Origin of the sequence: Gilliamella sp. Imp1-1 (assembly GCF_001690415.1) — a bacterium.
Classification (GTDB): Bacteria; Pseudomonadota; Gammaproteobacteria; order Enterobacterales; family Orbaceae; genus Gilliamella; species Gilliamella bombi.
The window spans coordinates 18,867-40,343 of the sequence record NZ_LZHK01000055.1 but is presented as its reverse complement, the minus strand read 5'-3'; the positions used below and the strand labels follow the sequence as shown (position 1 = coordinate 40,343).

The window sequence follows — 21,477 nt, the reverse complement described above, 5'->3', positions numbered from 1 at the left end:
ATAAGGCTTTCATCACCCGAGCAATGTAACGGCGTGACACCCAAATATTCTCTTTCTGTAAATCAAAACGAATTCGTCTTGTACCATAAGACTGATAGCTCTGATTAAATAGCGTCACGATTTTATTGGCATAAAGCCCTACTGATTTTTGTCTATTCAATTTACACTGATAATAAGCATAATGTCTTGATAATCCTAAATATTGACATAGCTTTGTTATGCTATAACGATGTCGATTTGCTTTTAGGATAGCGATTTTCGTCCTATTATCAGTGCTGCTTGCTTTAAAATATCGTTTTCCATACGGAGTTGTTTAAGCTCTTTACGCAATGCGATTAACTCTTGTTCTTGTGGACTGCGATTATCTTTTGTTTTAAATGAGCCGCTTTGGCTTGCTTGCGTTATCCAACGGTCCAAAGCTGATGGTGTCAAATCATATTCGGCAACGATTTCACTACGTGATTTACCATGTTGATAAAGACTGACCATTTGGTGTTTAAAATCATCTGTGAATGTTCGTCTTTTGCGTTTAATCTTATTCATATTTGTTCCTTTTTTAGTTGTGATAAGTTTACCTTACCCCTTAAAAAAGTTGTATGATTTAGTGTAGCCGATCCATATCTTAAAATCGAATCGGAAGAACAAACCATTGATCGCTTAAAATGGGTTAGGCAGGATTTTGTTCAGGCGATTTTAGATGCAGGGCAACACCATAGTGAACAGCCTTTTATTCCAAACCAGTTGGCTCAAGGTGTTGAGTTATATACACCTCAATTAACAGTAAATTGGAATAATGGATGCCTAAAAGGGGGTAAATTATGAATTACCAAGTACTAAAACAACAAATAGCAAGTACGTTGGCAACAGATGATTTTAGCCCATGGTTAACCTGTATTCCTGAATTGAATAGTTTGATAATAACGCCACAAGATCCCTCGCATCATGGAGAGGGGAACGTTTGGGTTCATACGCAAATGGTTGTGCGTGCATTATTAACGCAAGAAGAGTTTACCAATGCAACAGAAGATGAGCAGTTTGTATTATTTATGACTGCTTTATTACATGATATCGCTAAGCCAGAAACCACCGTTATAGATGAGTTGACAGGTAAAATTACACAACCAAGGCATTCCAAAAAAGGCGAGATCCGTAGTCGTATATTATTATGGCGAATGGGGGTGCCATTTGATTTGCGGGAACAAATCTGCCGAATTATTAGTGTACATCAAGTGCCTTTTTTTGCTTTAAGTGATGAGGAAAGAAATAAATCACCCGAATATTTAATTCACCGCTTATCGTGGCAATTGCCTATTTGGATGTTGTGTTTGCAAGCTAAAGCAGATATGGAAGGTCGTATTTGTGCTGATAAACGCCGAGCGCTTGATGAAGTTGAACTCTTTAGGCAATTGGCACTTGAAGAAGGGTGTTTATATCACCCTCGTCAATTTGTTGATGATTATACTCGTATCCAATATTTTCGAGGTAGTAATGTATTACCAGATTATGCATTATATCCTCAAGAAGGATCTAAGGTGATTATGCTAGCTGGTTTACCTGCATCGGGTAAAAATAGTTGGGTGAGTAAACATTATCCAACATGGGATGTTGCTTCTTATGATGATGCTAGATCTGAGCTAAAACTAAAGCACGGTGAAAACGAAGGGCTGGTTATTCAGTTTGTGTTAGCAAAGGTTAAACAGTGGTTAAGAACAAAACAACCTTTTATTTGGAATGCGACCCACTTATCGCAAGAAATGCGTCAAAAAGCACTCGATTTGCTTTATGCTTATCATGCGAATGTGGAAATTGTCTATCTTGAACAACCAGAAAAAGAGTTGTATCGCCGTAATTCAGCACGAGATACTACGTTGCCAAATAAAGCAATTCAGCGGTTATTAAATAAATGGGAAGTTCCATTACCGACTGAAGCACATAAGGTGAGTTATTTTATTAATCAATAATTATTACTCATCTTTGGTTATATTAATTGGGGCCGATATTAAAGCCCCAAAATTAATTGGAGAATAGTGTTAAATATTAAATTCTGTTATTTTTAATTACTTTTTATATCAATAAATCTTATCTTTTTATTGTCTTGTTTTATCCATTATATTGAGACAAAAACCAAGTAATCGCAATTAAATCCGCCGATCCACCAGGGCTTAAATTACGTTTTATTAATTCACTGTCAAGATGATATAAATTTTCTCGTACTTTTGGATTGATTACGCCACCTTGTTTGATGAGTTTTTTCGATTGTTCTTGGACAAAGGTCAAGCCATCAAGTCCACCTCGTGAAACTACATTAGTGTCTTGATTAAAAGCAAGTAAATGTAACATCGCTTGTAATAAGCAAGTTTCTTCATCATAGCCGTTCTTTTGCATTTGTTGAAAGATAGGCAGTGAGATATTTCTAACTGTTGCATAACCTGATTCTGCTTCTCCTCTTGCTCCTGTAAGGTTATGGAGTTTAAATAGCTTTTCACCAACAGAATTTGTTAGATTATTTTGTTTTAGCTCGCTTTGAACAATGCCTTGGCAAATGGATGAAACTTCGTTACAAATGCTTTGTATATTGATTGGTAAGTTTAATTGCTCTAACTTGCCAATAGCGCCGAGCAGCAAACCAAAGGCAAATATCCCGCCTTTATGAGTATTAACTTGATTGGTGGCTTTAAACATCGCTTGTTCGCAATTAATACCAATTGGTCTAATGCCAGCTAAAAAAAGTTGATTTTTATGCAAAGCTGATATTCTACCATATTGGTAGAAACGTTCAAACCAGACACAAATAGCACTAATACTTTGAATAAAGGTTTGGAAATCCATATCACGATGTGCTCCACTATTATTCATATCAACTAATCCGGGTTTTGGTGATAAGCAAATTTCTTTGATTAATGCTTTAGTTGCTAATTGCGCAGGTAAACATCGGTTAGGGTCATTATTGAGTTGTAATTCTAATAATGCTACTTGCTGAGAATAATCACTCATTACTATTGGTTACCTATAGGGATTCGATTTAATTAATTTGCATGATGCTATGATGTAAACACCAAGCCACTCTTTTAAATGGATTGGTGTGTGATAAAACTAATAATCGTTATGTGTTGATACAGCTAGTACTTCCCGATTTCCATTATGGCTTGGGGCGCTAATAATGCCTTCTACTTCCATTTGTTCGACAATTCGGGCTGCTCGGTTGTAGCCAATTCTAAATTTTCGTTGTACGCTAGAGATAGAAGCTCTTCGTGTTTCTATGACAAAAGCAACAACTTGGTCAAATAATGGATCGAGTTCTTCATCTGACGAGTTGGAATTGCCATTTTCGCTATCATCGGTCGCAACTGTGACATTTTCAACGTATTTTGGTGTGCCACGTGCTTTCCAATCTTGCACAACGGCGTGCACTTCTTCATCACGCACAAATGCACCGTGAACACGAATTGGAATGGAGCTATTAGGGGCTAAATAAAGCATATCTCCCATACCAAGTAATGATTCTGCTCCCATTTGATCTAAAATAGTGCGAGAATCAATTTTGCTTGATACTGTAAAAGCGATACGAGTTGGTATATTCGCTTTGATTAAGCCTGTAATGACATCCACCGATGGACGTTGTGTGGCTAAGACTAGATGAATACCTGCTGCTCGCGCTTTTTGAGCAAGCCGTGCAATTAGTTCTTCGACTTTTTTACCGACAGCCATAATCAAATCAGCAAACTCATCGACCATGACCACAATATAGGGTAATTTTTCGAGTGTTGGCATATTAAGATCCATACTATCAGTTGGTTTCCAAAGTGGATCGGGAATTGGTCTGCCCATTTGTTCTGCTAGTTTTATTTTTTCGTTATAACCAGCAATATTACGCACACCTAATGCTGACATTAGACGATAGCGTCGTTCCATTTCGTTAACACACCAATTTAATGCATTAGCGGCATCTTTCATATCAGTAACCACTTGTGTTAATAAATGTGGTATTCCTTCATAAATAGATAACTCTAGCATTTTGGGGTCAATCATAATAAACCTGACATCTTCAGGTTGCGATTTATATAAAATGCTTAAAATCATCGCATTAACACCAACTGATTTACCCGAGCCAGTAGTACCAGCAACAAGTAAATGAGGCATTTTAGCAAGATCAGCAACCACTGATTGCCCAGCGATATCTTTTCCTAATACGACAGTTAACGGCGATTGAGCATCTTTAAATTGAGGGCTGTCTAAGACTTCTCTAAAATAGACTGTTTGACGATTTTTATTGGGCAATTCAATACCTACATAAGGTTTTCCCGGAATAACTTCAACTACACGAACCGATGGCATTGATAATGATCGTGCTAAGTCACGATCTAGCGTTGAAATTCGTGCCGCTTTGATACCCGGTGCAAGTTCAATTTCAAATCGAGTAATCACCGGTCCCGGTAAATAATCAACCACTTTTGCCTTAACTCGATAATCCGATAAACTTTTTTCAATCAGTTCCGACATTGCGTTTAAGGCACCATGATCGACTTCGATTCGAGCTGTTGGTGGCGCAGTTAATAAGTTCAGTGACGGTAGTGGCGTAGTCGGTTTAGGTAACGGTTTATCATTACGTCTTAATAACGGATGAATTAAGCTATCTTCGTCATTTTCATTGAAATGATTATGTTGAATATCTTCAACACGATCTTCTTCAGGATAGATATCATCAATAATTGGATTTGCTTTTTTTAGAGCTTCAGTGTCAACATATTCTAGTTGCTCTACGTCTGTTTTCACTTCTTTTATTTCAGTTTCAGTCTTTGTATCTGTTATGTTTTGTGTAACTTCTATAGATGCAGTGTCTTTTGTACTTGTAATAACCTGTGGTTCTTGAATAAATGGTTGTTTGGTTTCAGTTGTTTCTATAGCTGAAAAGTTGATGGATGATTCAAACGGTGTTTGTTCATTAGTAAAATTAATTTTGGGTTCGTTGTGTACTGATGTAAACAGTGGTTTACTTGGTGCATCTGAAATTGTGTATTTTTCTGGTTCATCGAATGGTAGTTTTTCTTCTGATTTTTGTGTTTGTATTACCTGTTTTATTTGTTCTATTGATGAAGACAAGGTTTGCTCTTGCTCTGGAGTAGCTTTGTTTCCATTCATGTTTTGAATAATTGATTCAAGGCGAGATAAAATCTCGTTAGGATCGAGCTCTTTATTTTGTGGATTATCACTTGTTAGAGGCACTGTTGTTGACTGTGGTACTTGAGTATCTTTGTGGGATGATTTGATTAATTCATCGGTTGTTTTTATTGAGATTGTTTTATCGTCAGACGATATGATGGTATTTGCAGTCTGATTTTGAGTTGTTTCAACACTAAAGATAGTATTTGATGTTGGAATGATATTGGTATCATCATCTGATTTTTTATCTAGTTTTGTATCAAAAGGTATTGTAAATTGAGGATCTTTTATTTCCTCATTAGTCTGTGCTATTGGTTTTTCGTTTAGTGGATCTGGTTGTTTAAGTTTATTAGCTGTGCGAGGCTTAATTAACCATCTAATCGGTAGTAGTAAAATCATGACAAAAGCACCTAATTTTTCAATTAGATTTAACCATGATAATCCAGTTAATAATGTGACACAGGCCAAGCAAGTTCCAAGAAGAATTAAGGATAAAGTAATGCTATCTATAATTGGTAAAAGGCTTTCGATGACTATCGCACCTAAATAACCGCCCGCTTCAAATTGTTCAGAATCAGCAATATTTAAAGTAAAAAATCCTGTAGCACTAAATATAAATGCTAACACACCAATAATCCGAAATGAAAGACTAAAGTAGTTTATAGGATCATTAGCATGTTTATAAAAATAAACGATTGACTGTAAACAAATAAAAATAGCGATAAAAGGTAGGCTATAAGCAATAAAGCCTAAAAATTGAAACAGAACGTCACAGATGTATGCGCCAATATAACCGCCAAAATTACTAATAGGATAGTGCCAAGCTGTACGAGACCAACCTGGATCGGATGGATCGTAACTGAACTGCGATAGAAATAAACAAACAGATAAACCTATTATTGTTAGTAGGATCAATTGAGCGATGATCTGTTTTTTTGTAATTTTGGGCTTTTTCAAACAAGTACCTAAAAATTATTGCTATTAAAATAGCTGGCATTTTATCATAAATTGTGCTTGCTCACAGAGCCAATACCGTTTAAAACGCAATTTATTGTTGGGTTATTATGCAACAGGAAGTAGGCTAGTTTTAAATCTTATACCATTTTGTACATATCGTTGTGCATTAGTGATATTTGCTGTAATTTCAGCTTTAGTTAATTTGCGGATAATTTTTGCGGGTGATCCCATAATTAAACAACCTTCTTCATAAGGTATGGTATGTGTTACTAACGAGTTGGCGCCAACAAGGCAATTTTTTGCAATTTTGGCATTGTTTAATATAGTACTACCCATACCAATTAATACATTATCTTCAATGGTGCAACTATGTAGGATAACATTATGCCCAATAGTGACATTCTCGCCAATAATGCAAGGGATATCTGTTTCAATATGGATGGTAGTGTTATCTTGCACATTGCTATTTTTACCAATATGTATGGGAGCAATATCACCGCGTAAAACAGCGTTGAACCAAATAGAAACACCCTCTTGTAAAACGACATCACCAATGATATCAGCAGATTTTGCGATAAAACAATTTTGATGAATTTGTGGATGTAAATCACCTAGTTGATAGATCATAATTATTACCTTTTATTATTTTTGACACTCAAAAATAAGCTCACAGAAATAAAATTACATAACACCATAGAGCCAACCATTAGCCACTCTGTTGTATTATTGATCGTTATGGATTGCGCAGTTGGCGTTGATACCAATAATGATAATAATATGCCTATTGCTCCAGCGATTGCAAAACGAATTGTACCGGCAAGAGATGAGGCTGTACCTGCAATATAGGGATAAAAGTCTAAAACAATTGCCATACTATTTCCACCAATGGTTGACATACAACCAATATATCCTGCAATGCAAATAACAAGATAGGCAAATCCGAGATTAAATAATGTTACGATGGTAAGGCCTATTGCCATAACAAATTGGACCAAAAGACCGAACTGCATCATTTTAATCGAGCCAACATGTTTAACAAAACGGCTATTTAATGTATTCATAAACACCATAACTATTATATTGAATGCAAAGTAGTAGCCAAAATTAGTTGATGCAACACCGTGTAGATTCATATATACAAAAGGTCCTAAGCTTAAAAATGAAAATAATCCAGCTCCAGAAAATGCACCTAACATCATATAAGTTAATACTTGGCGATGCCTGAACAGTGTAATAAAATTACTTAAAATACGAATTAAACTAAATTTATTGCGTTTTGTTTTTGCTAATGTTTCAGGAATAAATGCGATCACTAGACCAAAGCAAGTCAAAGCAATTAGGCTGATAGTGTAGAAATTGGCTTGCCAATTAAACCAATATAAAATAAATCCACCAATAATTGGTGCGAGTAATGGTGCTACGTTGGATATCAGCATGACAAACGACATCATTTTAGAAAATTCGTCACGATCACGATAAATATCTTTCATTAACGCATTAATGACTATTGCTGTAGCCGCTGCCGCAATGCCATGGAAAAAGCGAGCTGTAATTAATTGATTAATATTGTTGGCAATACCACAGCTTAACGCCGCAACTATAAAAATAATTAGACCCAAAATGAGAACATTACGACGCCCATAACTATCTGTGAGTGGTCCAAATAAAAGTTGTCCAACAGAAAATCCTAATAAATAGCAACTAATTGTTAGCTGTACCGTGCCATCGGTTACATTAAAGTCGCGTGCAATCGTTGGCATACTAGGTAAATACATATCTATGGATAAAGGCATCAACATAGAAAGTAATCCAAGGATAAAAATAAGCGCTTGTTTGGAAATTTTAATATCACTTAAACAATCTTGAGTTGGCACGTCATACTTCCTTCAAATTTTTTAAAATGCACCTAAAAATATGTCATATAAATGAGATAAAATTATTTAAAAAATATTCATTTATCTAAATGGAAAGTTGCTATTAAGATTAATGTAAATTATATGTGTCAATTAAACGAGTCGATTTCATCTTGTGAAAGTGGTCGATATTCACCTTCAGGTATATCAAGAATTACCTTACCTATTTGTTTGCGATGCAATTCAACAACATGGTTATTGACTGCTGCAAACATGCGTTTAACTTGATGATATCGTCCTTCACTAATAGTTAATTCAGCGTGAAAGTCATCAATAATATTTAATTTCGCTGGTTTGGTAAGTGATTTCTCATTTTTTAATTGGATACCATTTTTAAATATATCAATCAGTTCAATATATAATGGCTGTTCAACCGTGACGGCATAGACTTTTTCGCAATGATGTTTGGGTGATGTAATACGGTGTGACCACTTACCATCGTCAGTAAGTAGAACAAGTCCTGTAGTATCAAGATCAAGTCTACCTGCTGCATGCAATTTTTCAGGCATTGGTTCATCAATAAAATAAAGTATAGTAGGGTGGTCAGGATCATCAGTCGAACAGACATAACCTTGAGGTTTATTAAGCATAAAGTAACGATTATTGGTTACGGGTATGATTTCATAACCATCATACTCAACCACTTGCTTGGGTAATAACTGGTAAGCACCTGATTTTATAATTTCACCATCGACAGTCACTTTTTTAGCTTTGAGTTCTTTGGTTACAATAGTGCGGCTAGCGCCTAAGTGATGAGCGAGAAATTTATCTAATCGCATAATTTAAACAATATCCTTGTATTACTCTAGAGGTGTATATATATCAAAACGGTGATTTTTAGTTTTAATTTCGGCCGTCGGTTTTTGATTGGCTAAAAACGGTGCATAATCGGGTCTTTTCACTACGATCCGTTTTTTTGCTAATTTTCTTGCTGGTTCTAATAAGCTATCTGCATCATTATCACTGCCCACTAATTGTTGAAAAATGCGCATCTCTTTTTTGACAAGCGCACTTTTTTGTCGATGTGGAAACATTGGATCGAGATAAATAACATCAGGTTTTTCAGGGTAAGTGCTCAATCCCTCAATGCTTGAATGATAAATTAAACGTAAATGTTGCTCAAGCCAACTACCGATTTTGGGATCTTGGTAGGCACGCTGCAAGCCATCTTCTAGCAATGCAGCAACAACAGGATGCCTTTCAAACATAGTGACATGGCAACCGATTGATGCTAAAACAAATGCATCTCGACCAAGCCCTGCTGTGGTATCAAGAACTGTAGGTAAATACTCGCCTTTGATACCTACTGCTTTAGCAATCGCTTCGCCACGTCCACCACCAAATTGGCGACGATGAGCCATTGTTCCAGAAACAAAGTTTACGCATATTGCCCCTAGTTTTGGTTCGTCAGTTTTTTGTAACTCAAGTTGATTGTTTTGGGTAACAAGAGCGAATGGAAGATCAGCATGTGTGGATAACCACTGCTCAGCTAATAATTTTAGCTGAGCAAAGTTAGAATTAGTGGATACCATAATGACGAAGTAATGCTTCAAGTTGAGGTTCGCGGCCTCGGAAGTTTTTAAATAATGTCATAGGCTCATCGCTACCACCCTGTGACAAGATGTTATCAAGAAATGCATTGCCTGTTTTAGCGTTGAAAATACCTTCTTCTTCAAAACGTGAAAATGCATCAGCGGATAATACTTCTGCCCATAAATAGCTATAATAACCTGCAGCATAACCACCAGCAAAGATATGGCTAAATGCGTGTGGAAATCTTCCCCATTCAACGGTAGGAACAACGGCAACTTGCTTTCTTATTTCAGCCAATGTATTTAAAATATCAGGATCTTTTTGTGTATGTAATTTAAAGTCAAAAAGACCAAATTCCAATTGGCGTAAAATAAATAGTGCTGCTTGATAGTTTTTAGCATCTAGCATCTTTTCTAACATATCAGTTGGTAACGGTTCACCAGTTTGATAATGCCCAGATATGAATGCAAGCGCTTCAGGCTGCCAACACCAGTTTTCTAAAAATTGACTTGGTAATTCAACAGCATCCCATGGCACCCCATTAATACCAGAAACTGATGAAGTATCAATTTCGGTTAACATGTGGTGTAAACCATGACCAAATTCATGGAAAAGGGTTGTGACTTCGTCGTGTGTAAATAGTGCTGGTTTATCACCAACAGGGCGATTGAAGTTACAAGTTAAATAGGCAACGGGTTTTTGTACATGACCATCAGCAAAACGCATACGACCAATACAATCATCCATCCAAGCGCCGCCACGCTTATGTTCACGTGCATATAAATCAAGATAGAAACTACCTTTTAACTCACCATTTGCGGCAAAGAGATCATAAAATTTAACTTCAGGATCCCAAACTTCAACGCCTTGTCGCTCTTTGGCTGTAATACCAAAAATGCGATGCACTACTTCAAATAAACCATTAATAACTCGTTGTTGAGGGAAATAAGGGCGCAATTCTTCATCGTTGATAGCGTACAAATGCTGTTTTTGCTTTTCACTATAATAAGCTATATCCCATGGTTTGATGTCACTTGCGCCAAAAAACTCATAAGCATAACGTTTAAGATCTGCTAACTCTTTTTCACCTTGAGGTTTAGCCTTAGTTGCTAAATTGTTTAAAAACTCAATGACTTGAGCGGTTGAGCTTGCCATTTTTGTTGCTAGTGATTTATTAGCATAATTATCGAAGCCTAGTAATAGTGCAAGCTCATTACGAAGCGTTAAGATTTGTTTGATAATTTCAGTGTTATCCCACTTACCTGCGTTTGGTCCTTGATCTGACGCACGAGTATTATAGGCTTGGTAAAGTTCAAATCGTAAATCACGATTATCACAGTAGGTCATGACGGGAAGATAACTTGGTATATCTAAGGTTAGTAACCAACCCTCTTTATCTTTTAATTTAGCCTGTTCTTTTGCGGCAGAAAGCGCACTTTCAGGCATGCCAGATAGTTCTTTGATATCGGTAATTAATTTTGACCATCCCATGGTGGCATCGAGCACATTGTTACTATATTTTGAGGATAATTCTGATAATTTTGCGACAATTTCACCATAACGTTTCTGTTTGTCATCGGGTAAGCCAATTCCAGATAATTCAAAATCACGTAGTGCATTATCAACCACTTTTTTCTGTGCTTTGGTTAAAGTAGCATATTGTTCGCTTTCTTTGAGTTGCTTATAAGCTTGATATAAAGGTTTATGTTGCCCAACCCATGTACTATATTCAGATAGTAATGGCAGACAAGCTTCATAAGCTTCACGTAATTCAGGGCTATTTTTAACTGAGTTAAGATGACTAACTGGAGACCAAGCTCGTCCAAATTTTTCGTCTGCTTCATCAATTGGTTGAATTAAGTTATCCCAAGTATATTGGCTATTTTGCTTTAATACTGCTTCAATGGTATTTCTGCAGTTTTTTAAAGTTTCTTGTATAGCAGGCAAAACATGTTCGGGTTTAATTTGTGAAAAAAGGGGTAATGGTGCATCTGTTAATAATGGATTAGTCATGTAGCGATACCTTTATACAAATGGTGTTGTCTATTGATACAACATAATATGGTGGCGAAAACAATTAATTCAAGGGATTATCATGCTAAGAAATGGTTATAACCCCATAAGTTTGCGTTCACGTTGCCATTCAGTGGGGGTATAAGTCTTTATAGAAAGCGCATGAATACGGTTATCATTAATAAATTCAGCCAAAGGGGCATAGATTGCTTGTTGTTTTTTCACTCGATTTAAATCGGCAAATAATTCTCCTACAGCAATAACTTGGAAATGGCTTCCATCATCGGTTAGGACATGTACATCATCAAGTTCAAGCGAATTTTTTAATTTGTCTATAATTTCTTGTTTATCCATTATTCATACTCATCATTAATGTAAATTATGGGGGATATTTTTTGTTAAAAAGTTTCAGGTAACTATGTGTTTCAGTATAAAACTTAACATTTTTTAAATATTAATTACAGGTTGTAGATCATACAATGTAATTAATGTTTGTAGCTGAGGATTAATACCTTTGAGCTTTACATGATATTTATTGCAAAAATAAATTAAAGTTGCGAGCCCTGAAGAATCAACCCGAGTAAGTTGCGCAACATCAATGCATTTTACACCATTTAAAATAGTATTTTGTGTTGACCACAAATCATTTAAAGAGTGAACATCAAGTTCACCCTGTAAAGACAATATTTCTTGTTGTTTTTCTGTTTTTATTTGCGACATTATGGCTAGCCTTTGGGTTTAGCGTTTGGGTCAATATTGCGATTTGAAAGATCAGTTAATTGTTTAGTTAATGCGTCAATACCATCTTGGCGTAAAATTGTTGACCATTCATTTTGCTTGGTGGTGATCATGCTGACGCCTTCTGCAACTAAATCATAAGCTTTCCATTCGCCAGTGACAGAGTTTTTACGCCATTGGAAATCAATACGTAATGGTTGTTGGTTTTTATTAGGTTGGTTTAATAAAACACGAATAGAGATAAGCGTTTTCCCTGTTAAATCTTTTGGCGATTCAACCTGATAAGTTTGGCCATTATACATAGATAATGCTTGAGCAAAAGTTTGTACTAAATAGTTTTCAAAAGCAGCGAAATAAGCTTTACGTTGCGCATCTGTAGCACTTTTATAATAATTACCTAAAATTAATGCGCCAGCATACTTTACTTGTACATAAGGTAATAATTCTGTTCTTACGATCTCTTTTAGTTTGTTTGGGTTTGATTTTAATGTCGCAGATTGTGCATTCATGGTGCTGAAAATCTTATTAGCAGACACTTCCATCTCTTTATAAGGATCATTTTCAGCAAACGCATTAGCACTAAATATTAAAGCTAATGCAAAAAAAATAGTGTGTTTAAATTTGGTTAACATAGTAACAAAACTCCTTAATTTTCATTTATATCTTGTGTATCTTGTTTCTTATCTTTATCGGTCGAACCTCCAGTACTATAAAGGAATTGACCAATTAAGTCTTCAATAACCATTGCTGGTTTAGTGTTGTATATTACAAAACCATCATGAAAATAAGCTGGTTCATGATTATTTGTTGGCAAGTTGTTGCTTGTACCTTCGCTATCCAATGAATCAAGTTCTAATTCAGTACTTTTATCAAGTCCAAAGTTAATATCAATAAATTGTTCACCTAATAAACCTGATGTTTTAATTGAAAGCGAACTTGAAACTGGAATTTGATTGTATTGTGCATCAATATCTATTGTTACATAGGGTTTATATACATCAAGATCTGATGATTTTAGAGTTATATTACTGACTCGACCAATCACAACGCCACCGATTTTGATTGGAGAGCGTGCTTTTAGTCCGCCAATATTATCAAATACAGCATAAACTCGATATGAATTATGACTAGCAAATGATGTTGGATCAGTTACACGAAAACATAAAAAAAGTACCGAGCAAATGACCAGTACCATAAATAATCCAACTGTGATTTCAACTTTACGACTCATGTTTAATGACCTCAATGACTAAACATTAATGCGGTTAAAATAAAATCTAACCCCAAAATTACTAATGATGAATAAACAACAGTGCTTGTTGTTGCTCGACTAATTCCTTCTGATGTTGGTACACAATCATAACCATTGAAAAGAGCAATCCAAGTGCTAGCAATGGCAAATGCAAAGCTTTTTACAAAACAGTTACCTAGATCATGCCACCAATCAACATTACTTTGAATAGATGACCAAAAAAAGCCCGCATCAATACCTTTCCAATCAACACCTACAATAACACCACCTAAAATACCAACGGTAACAAAAATTGCAGTTAAAAATGGCATACTGAAAAAACCAGCCCAAAAACGAGGTGCAATAATACGTCGTAATGGATCAATTGCCATCATTTCCATACTTGATAGTTGCTCAGTTGCTTTCATTAAGCCGATTTCAGCCGTTAATGCAGAGCCAGCACGACCTGCAAACAGCAAACCAGCAACAACAGGACCTAACTCACGAAGTAGAGCAAGGGCTACCATCATTCCAAGGCTGGCTTCAGCACCAAAAGTGGTCAGAATAAAATAACCTTGTAAGGCCAAAACCATGCCAATAAAAAGACCAGAAACAATAATAATAGTGAGTGATTGTACACCAACAAAATAAAATTGCTTAATGAGTAATGGGAATTGTTTATTAAATTGTGGCTTACCAATTAATGCCCTAAAGAGCATCACACCAGAACGACCAATCATCGCAATGATATCAATAAACCATTGTCCTAATTTTGCCAGTAAATTTAACATTATTTTGTACCTCTGCTTAGGTCTAATTTGTAATCTTCAGCAGGATAATGAAAAGGTACTGGACCATCAGCCAACCCGTCAAGGAATTGTTTTACTCGTAAATCATCATTATCACGTAATTGTTGTGATGTACCACCTGCAATAATATGTTGTTCGGCTACAATGTAAGCATAATCTGCAATACTGAGCACTTCGGTCACGTCATGGCTAACAACGATACAGGTTAATCCTAATGATTGGTTTATTTCAGATATCAGTTTAACAATAACACCCATGGATATAGGATCTTGCCCAGCAAAAGGTTCATCAAACATAATTAAATCGGGATCAAGCGCAATGGCTCTAGCTAATGCTACTCGCCTTGCCATACCACCAGATAGTTCCGATGGCATCATTTGAGCTGCACCACGTAAACCAACAGCTTGTAATTTCATTAAGACTAAATTATGCAATATAGGTTCAGGTAATTTGAAGTGCTCACGTAGTGGGTAAGCAACATTATCAAACACAGTTAGATCGGTAAATAAAGCTCCCGATTGAAATAACATGCTAATGCGTTTGCGTACTTCATAAAGTCGGGAGCGAGACATGCTTGGAATGTCTTCACCATCGAATAAAATTTTTCCTGACTGGGGTTTTAATTGACCACCAATGAGCCTTAGTAGTGTGGTTTTACCAATTCCTGAAGGTCCCATGATTGCTGTCACTTTTCCTTTCGGGACATTCAAACTCATATTTTTATAAATAGGCCTTGTTCCACGATAAAAAGACATATCGTGAATTTCAACCAAATTTTGTTGTAATGCGTTTGTCACATTGATTTCCTAGATTTCTAGAATGGCAAAATTTTGCTTATTTTACTTGATATTTGTAAATAAAGAAATCAATTAAACGTGTTGCCTATTTGTGTATAACTGCTCAATAAATAGTTTTTATACTCGATGGCTGATTTTTATAGACAAACAGAGGTTTTACGTAAAATATCTTATTAGAGAGATAAAAGATAATTAAGGCTATTTTTCTAAATAATAAATGGGGAAAGTTATATTTTAGCTCCCCCCATTTTTTACTGATCATGCATAACTAAAAGTGATTATGTGTTTTATTCATGCCGTGCTTTACGAGCTAAATAATTACCAGTGCTTTGAATAAATTGTATAGCAATAACTAATATCACCACGCAGATATAAGTAACAGTATTATCAAAACGTTGATAACCGTATGACACAGCTAAATCGCCAATACCGCCAGCACCAATAGCACCAGCCATCGCTGTAGCACCAATTAAACCTATAGTAGCAGTTGTAAGCGTTAAAATTAAAGAGCTAAATGCCTCTGGTAACATAAAATACCAAATAATTTGTATTGGCGTCGCTCCCATTGATTGAGCCGCTTCAATAATACCACTATTCACGTCAAGTAATGAATTTTCAACTAATCTAGCAATGTAAGGAGCAACATAAAATGTTAACGGAACAATCGCTGCTATAGTGCCAATAGAGCTATTTACAATGACCTTTGTTAAAGGTTGGATAGCAACTAATAAAATAATAAAAGGCAATGAGCGAACTATATTAATAATCGGGTTGATAATACGAAACACTCGACGATTTTCTAATAGTCCATAAGGTCTTGTTGTAACTAAGCAAATACCAAGTGGAATTCCGATTAATGAACCTAAAATTAAGGAGAAAACTACCATAATTAGGGTGTCATAGGATGCTTGAACAAATTGTTCAGTGGTTACTGATGTTGCAAAGCAAGAGGCCAAATAGTCAATTATAGTATTAAATATTTCCATTTTTACTCATCTCCCAATGTTTAATTTCAGTGACTTGCACACCGCGCTCACGTAAGTAATGTACTGATTCTTTGATATTACTATCGTTACCTTTTAGTTGAACAAACATACTACCTAAAACCGTTTTTTCGATTTCTGACATATGGGCAAACAAAATATTGACGATAACTTTTTGTTGCAGTATAAGTGAATTCATCACGGGTTCTGACGCAGATCGTCCTAAGAATTCGAGCTTAAATAATTTAATATTTTCTTTTTTACCTTCTATTTCTAACAAATTTTCGACAACACCATTTGGAATTTGATTGTTGATCACTGAGCTAACAAAATTTTGAGTAGTTTGGTGTTTTGGTTGTCCAAATACGTCAAGTACGTTACCTTGTTCTATAATCTTGCCTTTTTCCATTACTGCAACTTTATGGCAAATTTGTTCAATTACATGCATTTCGTGAGTGATTAACACGACTGTTATTTTATATTTTTCATTGATTTTTTTGATTAAATCTAAAATAGCTTGAGTGGTTTGTGGATCAAGTGCTGAAGTTGCTTCATCACATAGTAAAATATCAGGATCGTTGGCTAATGCTCGGGCGATACCAATGCGCTGTTTTTGCCCACCAGAAAGCTCTTTGGGATAGCTGTTAGCTTTATCACTTAATCCAACAAATTCCAAAAGTTCATAGACTTTTTGTTTAATCGAATGTTTATCTTTTTTGATTAAAATTAAAGGAATAGCAATATTTTCAAATACGTTTTTTGATTCAAGCAAATTAAAATGCTGAAAAATCATACCAATTTTTTGGCGAGTTTGACGTAATTCAGTACTAGATAATTGATTTAACAGTTTATTTTGAATAATGACATTGCCTTGTGTTGGTTTTTCAAGAAAGTTAATTAAGCGCACTAAGGTACTTTTACCTGCACCGCTGTAACCAATAATGCCGTAAATATCACCTTTACTGATGGTTAAATTAATATCGTTTAAAGCTTGTGTTGTGACGCCATTTCTTTCATATTGTTTTGAGACATGTTCAAATTTAATCATTGTTCATCACCTATTTATTTTGTTCTAGTTGAATAAGTGCTTGCTTAGGCAATTTGGCTGAATCATTTATTGCAGGTGTTTATATTGCATATTCAACGATTGACAATAATTGATATATCTAACGGTATCACAGGTTAAATTGTTGCTCTAATAATCGTTTTTTATATCTTATTCCATATAGTTATAAGATAGAATTACTTGGAATAAATGAATGCTTTTTTCTGTGTTAGAGTGTATTTAATGCTTATAGCTTATAGAGGATAGCTGAAATGAAAAATGCGTTTATCAAACAAAAAATATTTAAATACATATCAGTCGTTTTAGTTGCTAGTTTAGCATTTTTGACTATTGGTTGTGATAATTCGTCTAAACCAGTCGATAATCAGACAAAAAAAGAAATTAGCATGGGCGTATCACCAGGTCCATATAACGATCTTTTTAATGATGCTGTTAAACCCATACTTGAATCAGAGGGTTATAAGGTTAAATTAGTGAATTTTCCGCATTTACTTGAATCAGACGTAGCTTTAAGTGAAGGTAGTATTGATTTAACCGTTGCACAGCACACAGCTTATATGAATGTGTTTAATGCCCAGCGTAAAGCAAATTTAAAATCGGTTGTGCATGTACCATCGGTACCTGCGACAATATTTTCAAATAAGTTCACCTCATTAACGCAAGTTTTTTCAGGAGCAAAAGTTGCTATTCCACAAGATGCTTCTAATGCAGCTCGTTCATATAATCTACTTGAAAAAGCTGGTTGGATAAAATTAAAAAATAATACAAATCCTATTATTGTTAGTAAAAATGATATTGCTCAAAATATTGCAGGTATTGAAATTATTGAAATGGATTCGGCCAATATTCCTAGAGTGCTTAATGAATTAGATTTTGCGGTAATTCCAGGTAGCATTGTTTATTCTGCTAATATTGACTCGAACAAAGCATTACTTTCTGAAACCATCATTCCTGATTTGGAAATTATGGTTGTAGTGAATGAAGGAAACGAAAATAGTCGATGGGCTCAAGATGTGAAGCGTATTTATCAATCTCAACAATTTAAAGATTATATGAAAACGCATAACCAAAATGGTTATTGGGTGATGCCTCAAGAATAAGCATAGCAAGGTAAAGTAATGAAGAAAAGCCCGTTTGATAACGGGCATTTTAGTATCGTGCCATCTGTTTATCAATTGTTAGCGCCCAAGCATCAATCCCTCCTGTAAGATTATAGAGAAAGTTAGGATCAAAACCGTTTTCTGCTAAATAATGAGCAACAGTTAGGCTACGTCTGCCGTGATGACAATAAATAACAATATCGATTTCATCTGGGATTTTATCTAGATATAAAGGGATCATATTCATTGGAATATGAGTTGCGTTGCCAATACTGCAAATGGCTATTTCATTGGGTTCTCGTACATCGAGTAGAAATAGATTATCTTGCTGATTTAATTTTTGTGCAAGTTCTATGGGAGTGATTTCTTTTATTGTCATTATTTAAAACTTATTAAAGCGCTTGTAAAAAAGTTTCAGGAAACTATACGTTTTAGTATAAAATTTCAACTTCAATTTTAAATTTATTAATAGCATCCTACAACGATATTGCAGAATGCTATTTCCTATTTAGGCTTCTAGTGCCTTGTTAATTTTTTCAAATAAATCTTTAGATAAATTTTCAATTTTTAGCAATGCCTCAAGTGCTTTTTGCATCTGCTGTTGACGATTTTTGTCGTAACGTTTTAATCGAATTAGAGGATCGATAAGCCTTGCTGCAACTTGCGGATTTTTTTGGTTTAACTCAGTGAGAATTTCAACTAAAAATTGATAACCACTGCCATCTTCAGCGTGAAATGCCACAGGGTTATTATTTACAAATGCTCCAATTAATGCACGAATCCGATTTGGGTTACTGAGTGTAAATGAGCGGTGAGTTAATAATTTTTTCACGGTAGCAAGAACATTCTTTTCTGGGCTTGTTGCGTTTAGTGCTAACCATTTGTCCATAACAAGTCCATCTTGATGCCATTTGTCATCAAAGTTAGCCAATAACTCAGTTCGACAATCAAGTTCAGCTTTTACAGCAACACTCAAGGCGGCTAAACAATCAGTCATATTATTTGCTTGATAATATTGTTGGTTAACCAATGTATTGGCGTGCGAATTATCATCGGCATGAGCTAATAAAGTTAAACAACAGTTTTTAAGTGACCGCTTAGCAATGTCATTATGTTTAATTTGATATTGTGACGTTTTATTGTGGTGATAAACGGCTAATAATTCATCATAAAGTTCGTTTGCAAAATGCGTTAACAAAAATAGACGCACTTGATGAATTGCGATTGGATCAACCACAGTAAATAAATTCGCCAACTCGTTTTCAGATGGCAAGGTTAATATTTGTGCAATAAGGACAGGGTCAGTTTTTTCTGATAACAATACGGCTCTAAATGCATCTAATACTGAATCAGGCAACATTAAATTTTGATTTTCTTGATAATTTTTCACATTCAAGCGAACATATTTTGCTAATAACATTTGAGCTGCATCGTAACGGCTAAATGCGTTAGTAGCGTGTTGCATTAAGAAAATAAGATCATTATCTTGATAATCATAAGTTAACTTAACAGGTGCTGAAAAATCACGTAATACTGAAATAATCGGTTTTTGAGTTACGTTATCAAAGATAAATTGTTGTTTGTTTTGTGTTAAATTTAAAACATGGTGAACAGATTTGCCTTGGTATTGCAGTGGAATTATTTCACCATTATGTTGATATAACTCGATATCAAGTGGGATATGCAAAGCCTGTTTTTGTGCTTGATCTTGAGTAGCTGGCGTATATTGTTCTACTGTTAAAGTATATTGTTGATTTTTCTCGTCATAATTATCGGTAACGGTTAATTCAGGTGTTCCTGATTGGCTATACCATAATTTAAATTGAGTTAAATCGATACCTGAGGCATCTTGCATGGCTGCAACAAAATCATCACAAGTTGCGGCACTACCATCATGGCGTTTAAAATAAAGTTTCATCCCTGCTTGGAATTTATCTTCTCCTAATAAAGTATGCATCATTCGAATAACTTCAGCGCCTTTTTCGTACACGGTGACTGTGTAAAAGTTATTCATTTCTATTACTTGTTCAGGCCGAATAGGGTGAGACATTGGACTAGCATCTTCGGCAAATTGAACGGTGCGCAAAAGTTTGACATCCTCAATGCGTTTTACTGCACGAGATCCCATATCAGCGCTAAATTCCTGATCTCGAAATACAGTTAATCCTTCTTTTAAACTAAGTTGGAACCAGTCGCGACAGGTTACCCGATTACCAGTCCAGTTGTGAAAATATTCATGACCAATTACACCTTCAATACCTAGATAGTCATCATCTGTTGCTGTTTGTGGCTTGGCAAGCACATATTTTGAATTAAAGATATTTAATCCTTTGTTTTCCATTGCTCCCATATTGAAAAAATCAACCGCTACAATCATAAAGATATCTAAGTCGTATTCAAGCCCAAAGCGTGTTTCGTCCCAACGCATGGCATTTTTTAAGCTTGTCATAGCCCACTGCGAACGATCTAAATTACCTTTATCAACGTAAATTTCTAAATCAACTTTCCGTTTTGATTGCGTGATAAACTGATCTTTTAAAATATCAAAATCACCAGCAACTAATGCAAATAAGTAAGCCGGTTTTGGAAAAGGATCTTGCCATTGTACCCAATGACGTCCATCTGCAAGTTCGCCTTGCGCTATGCGATTACCGTTCGAAAGTAGATAAGGATAATGTTGTTTATTCGCGGTAATACGTGTTGAAAAGCGAGCAAGAACGTCAGGTCTGTCAAGATAATAGGTAATATGGCGGAATCCTTCTGCTTCACATTGAGTACAGAGCGCTTCGCCTGATACATATAATCCTTCAAGTGCTGTATTGTCAATTGGTTTGATTTCGTTAACAATCGTTAATGTAAATTCTGCTGGAACACGCTGAATGATTAAACCAGCTTTTGTGAGCTGATAATCATGCCATGGTTGTTCGTCAATATTAACAGAAATCAATTTAAGATCTTCACCATCTAAAATTAAATTGTCCACTTCATTATTTTTCTTAATAACACGGCTACGAGCTGTGACGGTTGTTATTTCGGGAGCTAAATCAAAATCAAGATCGATGTCGGTAATGGTAAAATCGGGGGATTTATAATCAAGACGATTTTTGGCAATAGGCTGCGATTCAGGTGTTTTTGTATTCATGTTGTTATGACCTTTTGGTTTGAAATCAATTTATA

At 35.3% G+C, this 21,477-nt stretch carries 21 protein-coding genes and 1 pseudogene; 3 read left to right on the top strand and 19 right to left on the bottom strand.

Features of this window, described 5'->3' with window-relative positions:
* Together A9G38_RS12825 and A9G38_RS05615 are read right to left on the bottom strand one after the other, a co-directional pair.
* Positions 1 to 118 (bottom strand): IS3 family transposase (locus tag A9G38_RS12825; RefSeq protein WP_442902855.1); only part of this gene is annotated, 118 nt, incomplete at its 3' end.
* A gap of 125 nt (positions 119 to 243) precedes the next feature.
* Positions 244 to 543 carry an IS3 family transposase gene (locus A9G38_RS05615; RefSeq protein ID WP_034885636.1) on the bottom strand — a complete coding sequence of 100 codons (300 nt, stop codon included), beginning with the start codon at positions 541 to 543 and terminating at the stop codon, positions 244 to 246.
* A 75-nt stretch (positions 544 to 618) separates the two neighbouring features.
* Here A9G38_RS05615 and A9G38_RS12820 point away from each other — a divergent pair.
* Positions 619 to 822 (top strand): annotated as a pseudogene (locus A9G38_RS12820) (RNA ligase family protein); the annotation flags it as partial.
* Positions 819 to 1,961 (top strand): AAA family ATPase, encoded by a 1,143-nt coding sequence (locus tag A9G38_RS05610; protein ID WP_034911448.1) that lies wholly within the window; start codon positions 819 to 821, stop codon positions 1,959 to 1,961. The pseudogene A9G38_RS12820 and the gene A9G38_RS05610, both read left to right, overlap by 4 nt.
* A 139-nt stretch (positions 1,962 to 2,100) precedes the next feature.
* On the opposite strand, the gene citG is transcribed toward A9G38_RS05610, so the two are convergent.
* The 15 genes from citG to A9G38_RS05535 form a co-directional block, all read right to left on the bottom strand.
* A complete protein-coding gene (gene citG, locus A9G38_RS05605; RefSeq protein WP_065623168.1) occupies positions 2,101 to 2,994 on the bottom strand; it encodes a triphosphoribosyl-dephospho-CoA synthase CitG in 894 nt (297 codons plus the stop codon).
* A gap of 99 nt (positions 2,995 to 3,093) precedes the next feature.
* Complete coding sequence (locus A9G38_RS12815; RefSeq protein ID WP_034911452.1) at positions 3,094 to 6,117, bottom strand: DNA translocase FtsK 4TM domain-containing protein; 3,024 nt, start codon at positions 6,115 to 6,117, stop codon at positions 3,094 to 3,096.
* 105 nt (positions 6,118 to 6,222) lie between these two features.
* Positions 6,223 to 6,744, bottom strand: a complete 522-nt coding sequence (locus A9G38_RS05595; RefSeq protein ID WP_034911455.1) for a gamma carbonic anhydrase family protein — start codon at positions 6,742 to 6,744, stop codon at positions 6,223 to 6,225.
* Between the two features lie 5 nt (positions 6,745 to 6,749).
* On the bottom strand, positions 6,750 to 7,991 hold the full coding sequence (locus A9G38_RS05590; RefSeq protein WP_051634202.1) for a Bcr/CflA family multidrug efflux MFS transporter: 1,242 nt from the start codon (positions 7,989 to 7,991) through the stop codon (positions 6,750 to 6,752).
* 128 nt (positions 7,992 to 8,119) lie between these two features.
* Positions 8,120 to 8,809 (bottom strand): 16S rRNA pseudouridine(516) synthase RsuA, encoded by a 690-nt coding sequence (rsuA, locus tag A9G38_RS05585; RefSeq protein WP_034911459.1) that lies wholly within the window; start codon positions 8,807 to 8,809, stop codon positions 8,120 to 8,122.
* Positions 8,810 to 8,830: 21 nt separating this feature from the next.
* On the bottom strand, positions 8,831 to 9,562 hold the full coding sequence (locus A9G38_RS05580; RefSeq protein WP_034911462.1) for a class I SAM-dependent methyltransferase: 732 nt from the start codon (positions 9,560 to 9,562) through the stop codon (positions 8,831 to 8,833).
* The gene (prlC, locus tag A9G38_RS05575) at positions 9,549 to 11,576 is read right to left on the bottom strand and encodes an oligopeptidase A (RefSeq protein WP_034911466.1); all 2,028 of its coding nucleotides are present in this window, start codon (positions 11,574 to 11,576) and stop codon (positions 9,549 to 9,551) included. The genes A9G38_RS05580 and prlC overlap by 14 nt, the downstream gene beginning before the upstream one ends.
* Positions 11,577 to 11,672: 96 nt before the next feature.
* On the bottom strand, positions 11,673 to 11,930 hold the full coding sequence (locus tag A9G38_RS05570) for a BolA family protein (RefSeq protein WP_034911469.1): 258 nt from the start codon (positions 11,928 to 11,930) through the stop codon (positions 11,673 to 11,675).
* Positions 11,931 to 12,023: 93 nt separating this feature from the next.
* The gene (locus A9G38_RS05565) at positions 12,024 to 12,296 is read right to left on the bottom strand and encodes an STAS domain-containing protein (RefSeq protein WP_034911474.1); all 273 of its coding nucleotides are present in this window, start codon (positions 12,294 to 12,296) and stop codon (positions 12,024 to 12,026) included.
* Positions 12,297 to 12,301: 5 nt separating this feature from the next.
* Positions 12,302 to 12,946 carry a phospholipid-binding protein MlaC gene (mlaC, locus tag A9G38_RS05560; RefSeq protein WP_034911477.1) on the bottom strand — a complete coding sequence of 215 codons (645 nt, stop codon included), beginning with the start codon at positions 12,944 to 12,946 and terminating at the stop codon, positions 12,302 to 12,304.
* 14 nt (positions 12,947 to 12,960) lie between these two features.
* Complete coding sequence (gene mlaD, locus A9G38_RS05555; RefSeq protein ID WP_034911480.1) at positions 12,961 to 13,545, bottom strand: outer membrane lipid asymmetry maintenance protein MlaD; 585 nt, start codon at positions 13,543 to 13,545, stop codon at positions 12,961 to 12,963.
* Between the two features lie 11 nt (positions 13,546 to 13,556).
* Positions 13,557 to 14,336 carry a lipid asymmetry maintenance ABC transporter permease subunit MlaE gene (gene mlaE, locus A9G38_RS05550; protein WP_141671397.1) on the bottom strand — a complete coding sequence of 260 codons (780 nt, stop codon included), beginning with the start codon at positions 14,334 to 14,336 and terminating at the stop codon, positions 13,557 to 13,559.
* Positions 14,336 to 15,151, bottom strand: a complete 816-nt coding sequence (mlaF, locus tag A9G38_RS05545) for a phospholipid ABC transporter ATP-binding protein MlaF (protein WP_034911487.1) — start codon at positions 15,149 to 15,151, stop codon at positions 14,336 to 14,338. Before mlaF ends, mlaE begins: the two co-directional genes overlap by 1 nt.
* 287 nt (positions 15,152 to 15,438) lie before the next feature.
* Positions 15,439 to 16,038: a methionine ABC transporter permease gene (locus A9G38_RS05540; protein ID WP_370738298.1), complete on the bottom strand. Its 600-nt coding sequence runs from the start codon at positions 16,036 to 16,038 to the stop codon at positions 15,439 to 15,441.
* Between the two features lie 85 nt (positions 16,039 to 16,123).
* Positions 16,124 to 17,182, bottom strand: a complete 1,059-nt coding sequence (locus A9G38_RS05535) for a methionine ABC transporter ATP-binding protein (RefSeq protein ID WP_034911491.1) — start codon at positions 17,180 to 17,182, stop codon at positions 16,124 to 16,126.
* Positions 17,183 to 17,451: 269 nt separating this feature from the next.
* On the opposite strand from A9G38_RS05535, the gene A9G38_RS05530 reads away from it, so the two are divergent.
* Entirely contained in the window at positions 17,452 to 18,300 is an 849-nt protein-coding gene (locus A9G38_RS05530) for a MetQ/NlpA family ABC transporter substrate-binding protein (RefSeq protein ID WP_051634204.1), read from the top strand.
* Between the two features lie 49 nt (positions 18,301 to 18,349).
* Here the strand turns inward: A9G38_RS05530 and A9G38_RS05525 are convergent, their stop codons facing one another.
* Both A9G38_RS05525 and pepN read right to left on the bottom strand, forming a co-directional pair.
* Positions 18,350 to 18,679 (bottom strand): rhodanese-like domain-containing protein, encoded by a 330-nt coding sequence (locus tag A9G38_RS05525; protein WP_034911495.1) that lies wholly within the window; start codon positions 18,677 to 18,679, stop codon positions 18,350 to 18,352.
* Positions 18,680 to 18,808: 129 nt separating this feature from the next.
* The gene (gene pepN, locus A9G38_RS05520; protein WP_034911498.1) at positions 18,809 to 21,442 is read right to left on the bottom strand and encodes an aminopeptidase N; all 2,634 of its coding nucleotides are present in this window, start codon (positions 21,440 to 21,442) and stop codon (positions 18,809 to 18,811) included.
* Between the last annotated feature and the right edge of the window lie 35 nt (positions 21,443 to 21,477).

What these genes read in the sequence shown, in the direction of transcription:
- A9G38_RS05595 (WP_034911455.1), bottom strand. Translation starts at nt 6,744, where the DNA reads ATGATCTATCAACTAGGTGATTTACATCCACAAATTCATCAAAATTGT.
- mlaE (WP_141671397.1), bottom strand. Translation starts at nt 14,336, where the DNA reads ATGTTAAATTTACTGGCAAAATTAGGACAATGGTTTATTGATATCATT.
- A9G38_RS05565 (WP_034911474.1), bottom strand. Translation starts at nt 12,296, where the DNA reads ATGTCGCAAATAAAAACAGAAAAACAACAAGAAATATTGTCTTTACAG.
- rsuA (WP_034911459.1), bottom strand. Translation starts at nt 8,809, where the DNA reads ATGCGATTAGATAAATTTCTCGCTCATCACTTAGGCGCTAGCCGCACT.
- citG (WP_065623168.1), bottom strand. Translation starts at nt 2,994, where the DNA reads ATGAGTGATTATTCTCAGCAAGTAGCATTATTAGAATTACAACTCAAT.
- A9G38_RS05530 (WP_051634204.1), top strand. Translation starts at nt 17,452, where the DNA reads ATGAAAAATGCGTTTATCAAACAAAAAATATTTAAATACATATCAGTC.
- mlaD (WP_034911480.1), bottom strand. Translation starts at nt 13,545, where the DNA reads ATGAGTCGTAAAGTTGAAATCACAGTTGGATTATTTATGGTACTGGTC.
- A9G38_RS05610 (WP_034911448.1), top strand. Translation starts at nt 819, where the DNA reads ATGAATTACCAAGTACTAAAACAACAAATAGCAAGTACGTTGGCAACA.
- prlC (WP_034911466.1), bottom strand. Translation starts at nt 11,576, where the DNA reads ATGACTAATCCATTATTAACAGATGCACCATTACCCCTTTTTTCACAA.
- A9G38_RS05615 (WP_034885636.1), bottom strand. Translation starts at nt 543, where the DNA reads ATGAATAAGATTAAACGCAAAAGACGAACATTCACAGATGATTTTAAA.
- pepN (WP_034911498.1), bottom strand. Translation starts at nt 21,442, where the DNA reads ATGAATACAAAAACACCTGAATCGCAGCCTATTGCCAAAAATCGTCTT.
- A9G38_RS05535 (WP_034911491.1), bottom strand. Translation starts at nt 17,182, where the DNA reads ATGATTAAATTTGAACATGTCTCAAAACAATATGAAAGAAATGGCGTC.
- A9G38_RS05525 (WP_034911495.1), bottom strand. Translation starts at nt 18,679, where the DNA reads ATGACAATAAAAGAAATCACTCCCATAGAACTTGCACAAAAATTAAAT.
- A9G38_RS05580 (WP_034911462.1), bottom strand. Translation starts at nt 9,562, where the DNA reads ATGGTATCCACTAATTCTAACTTTGCTCAGCTAAAATTATTAGCTGAG.
- A9G38_RS05540 (WP_370738298.1), bottom strand. Translation starts at nt 16,038, where the DNA reads ATGGTAGTTTTCTCCTTAATTTTAGGTTCATTAATCGGAATTCCACTT.
- A9G38_RS05570 (WP_034911469.1), bottom strand. Translation starts at nt 11,930, where the DNA reads ATGGATAAACAAGAAATTATAGACAAATTAAAAAATTCGCTTGAACTT.
- mlaC (WP_034911477.1), bottom strand. Translation starts at nt 12,946, where the DNA reads ATGTTAACCAAATTTAAACACACTATTTTTTTTGCATTAGCTTTAATA.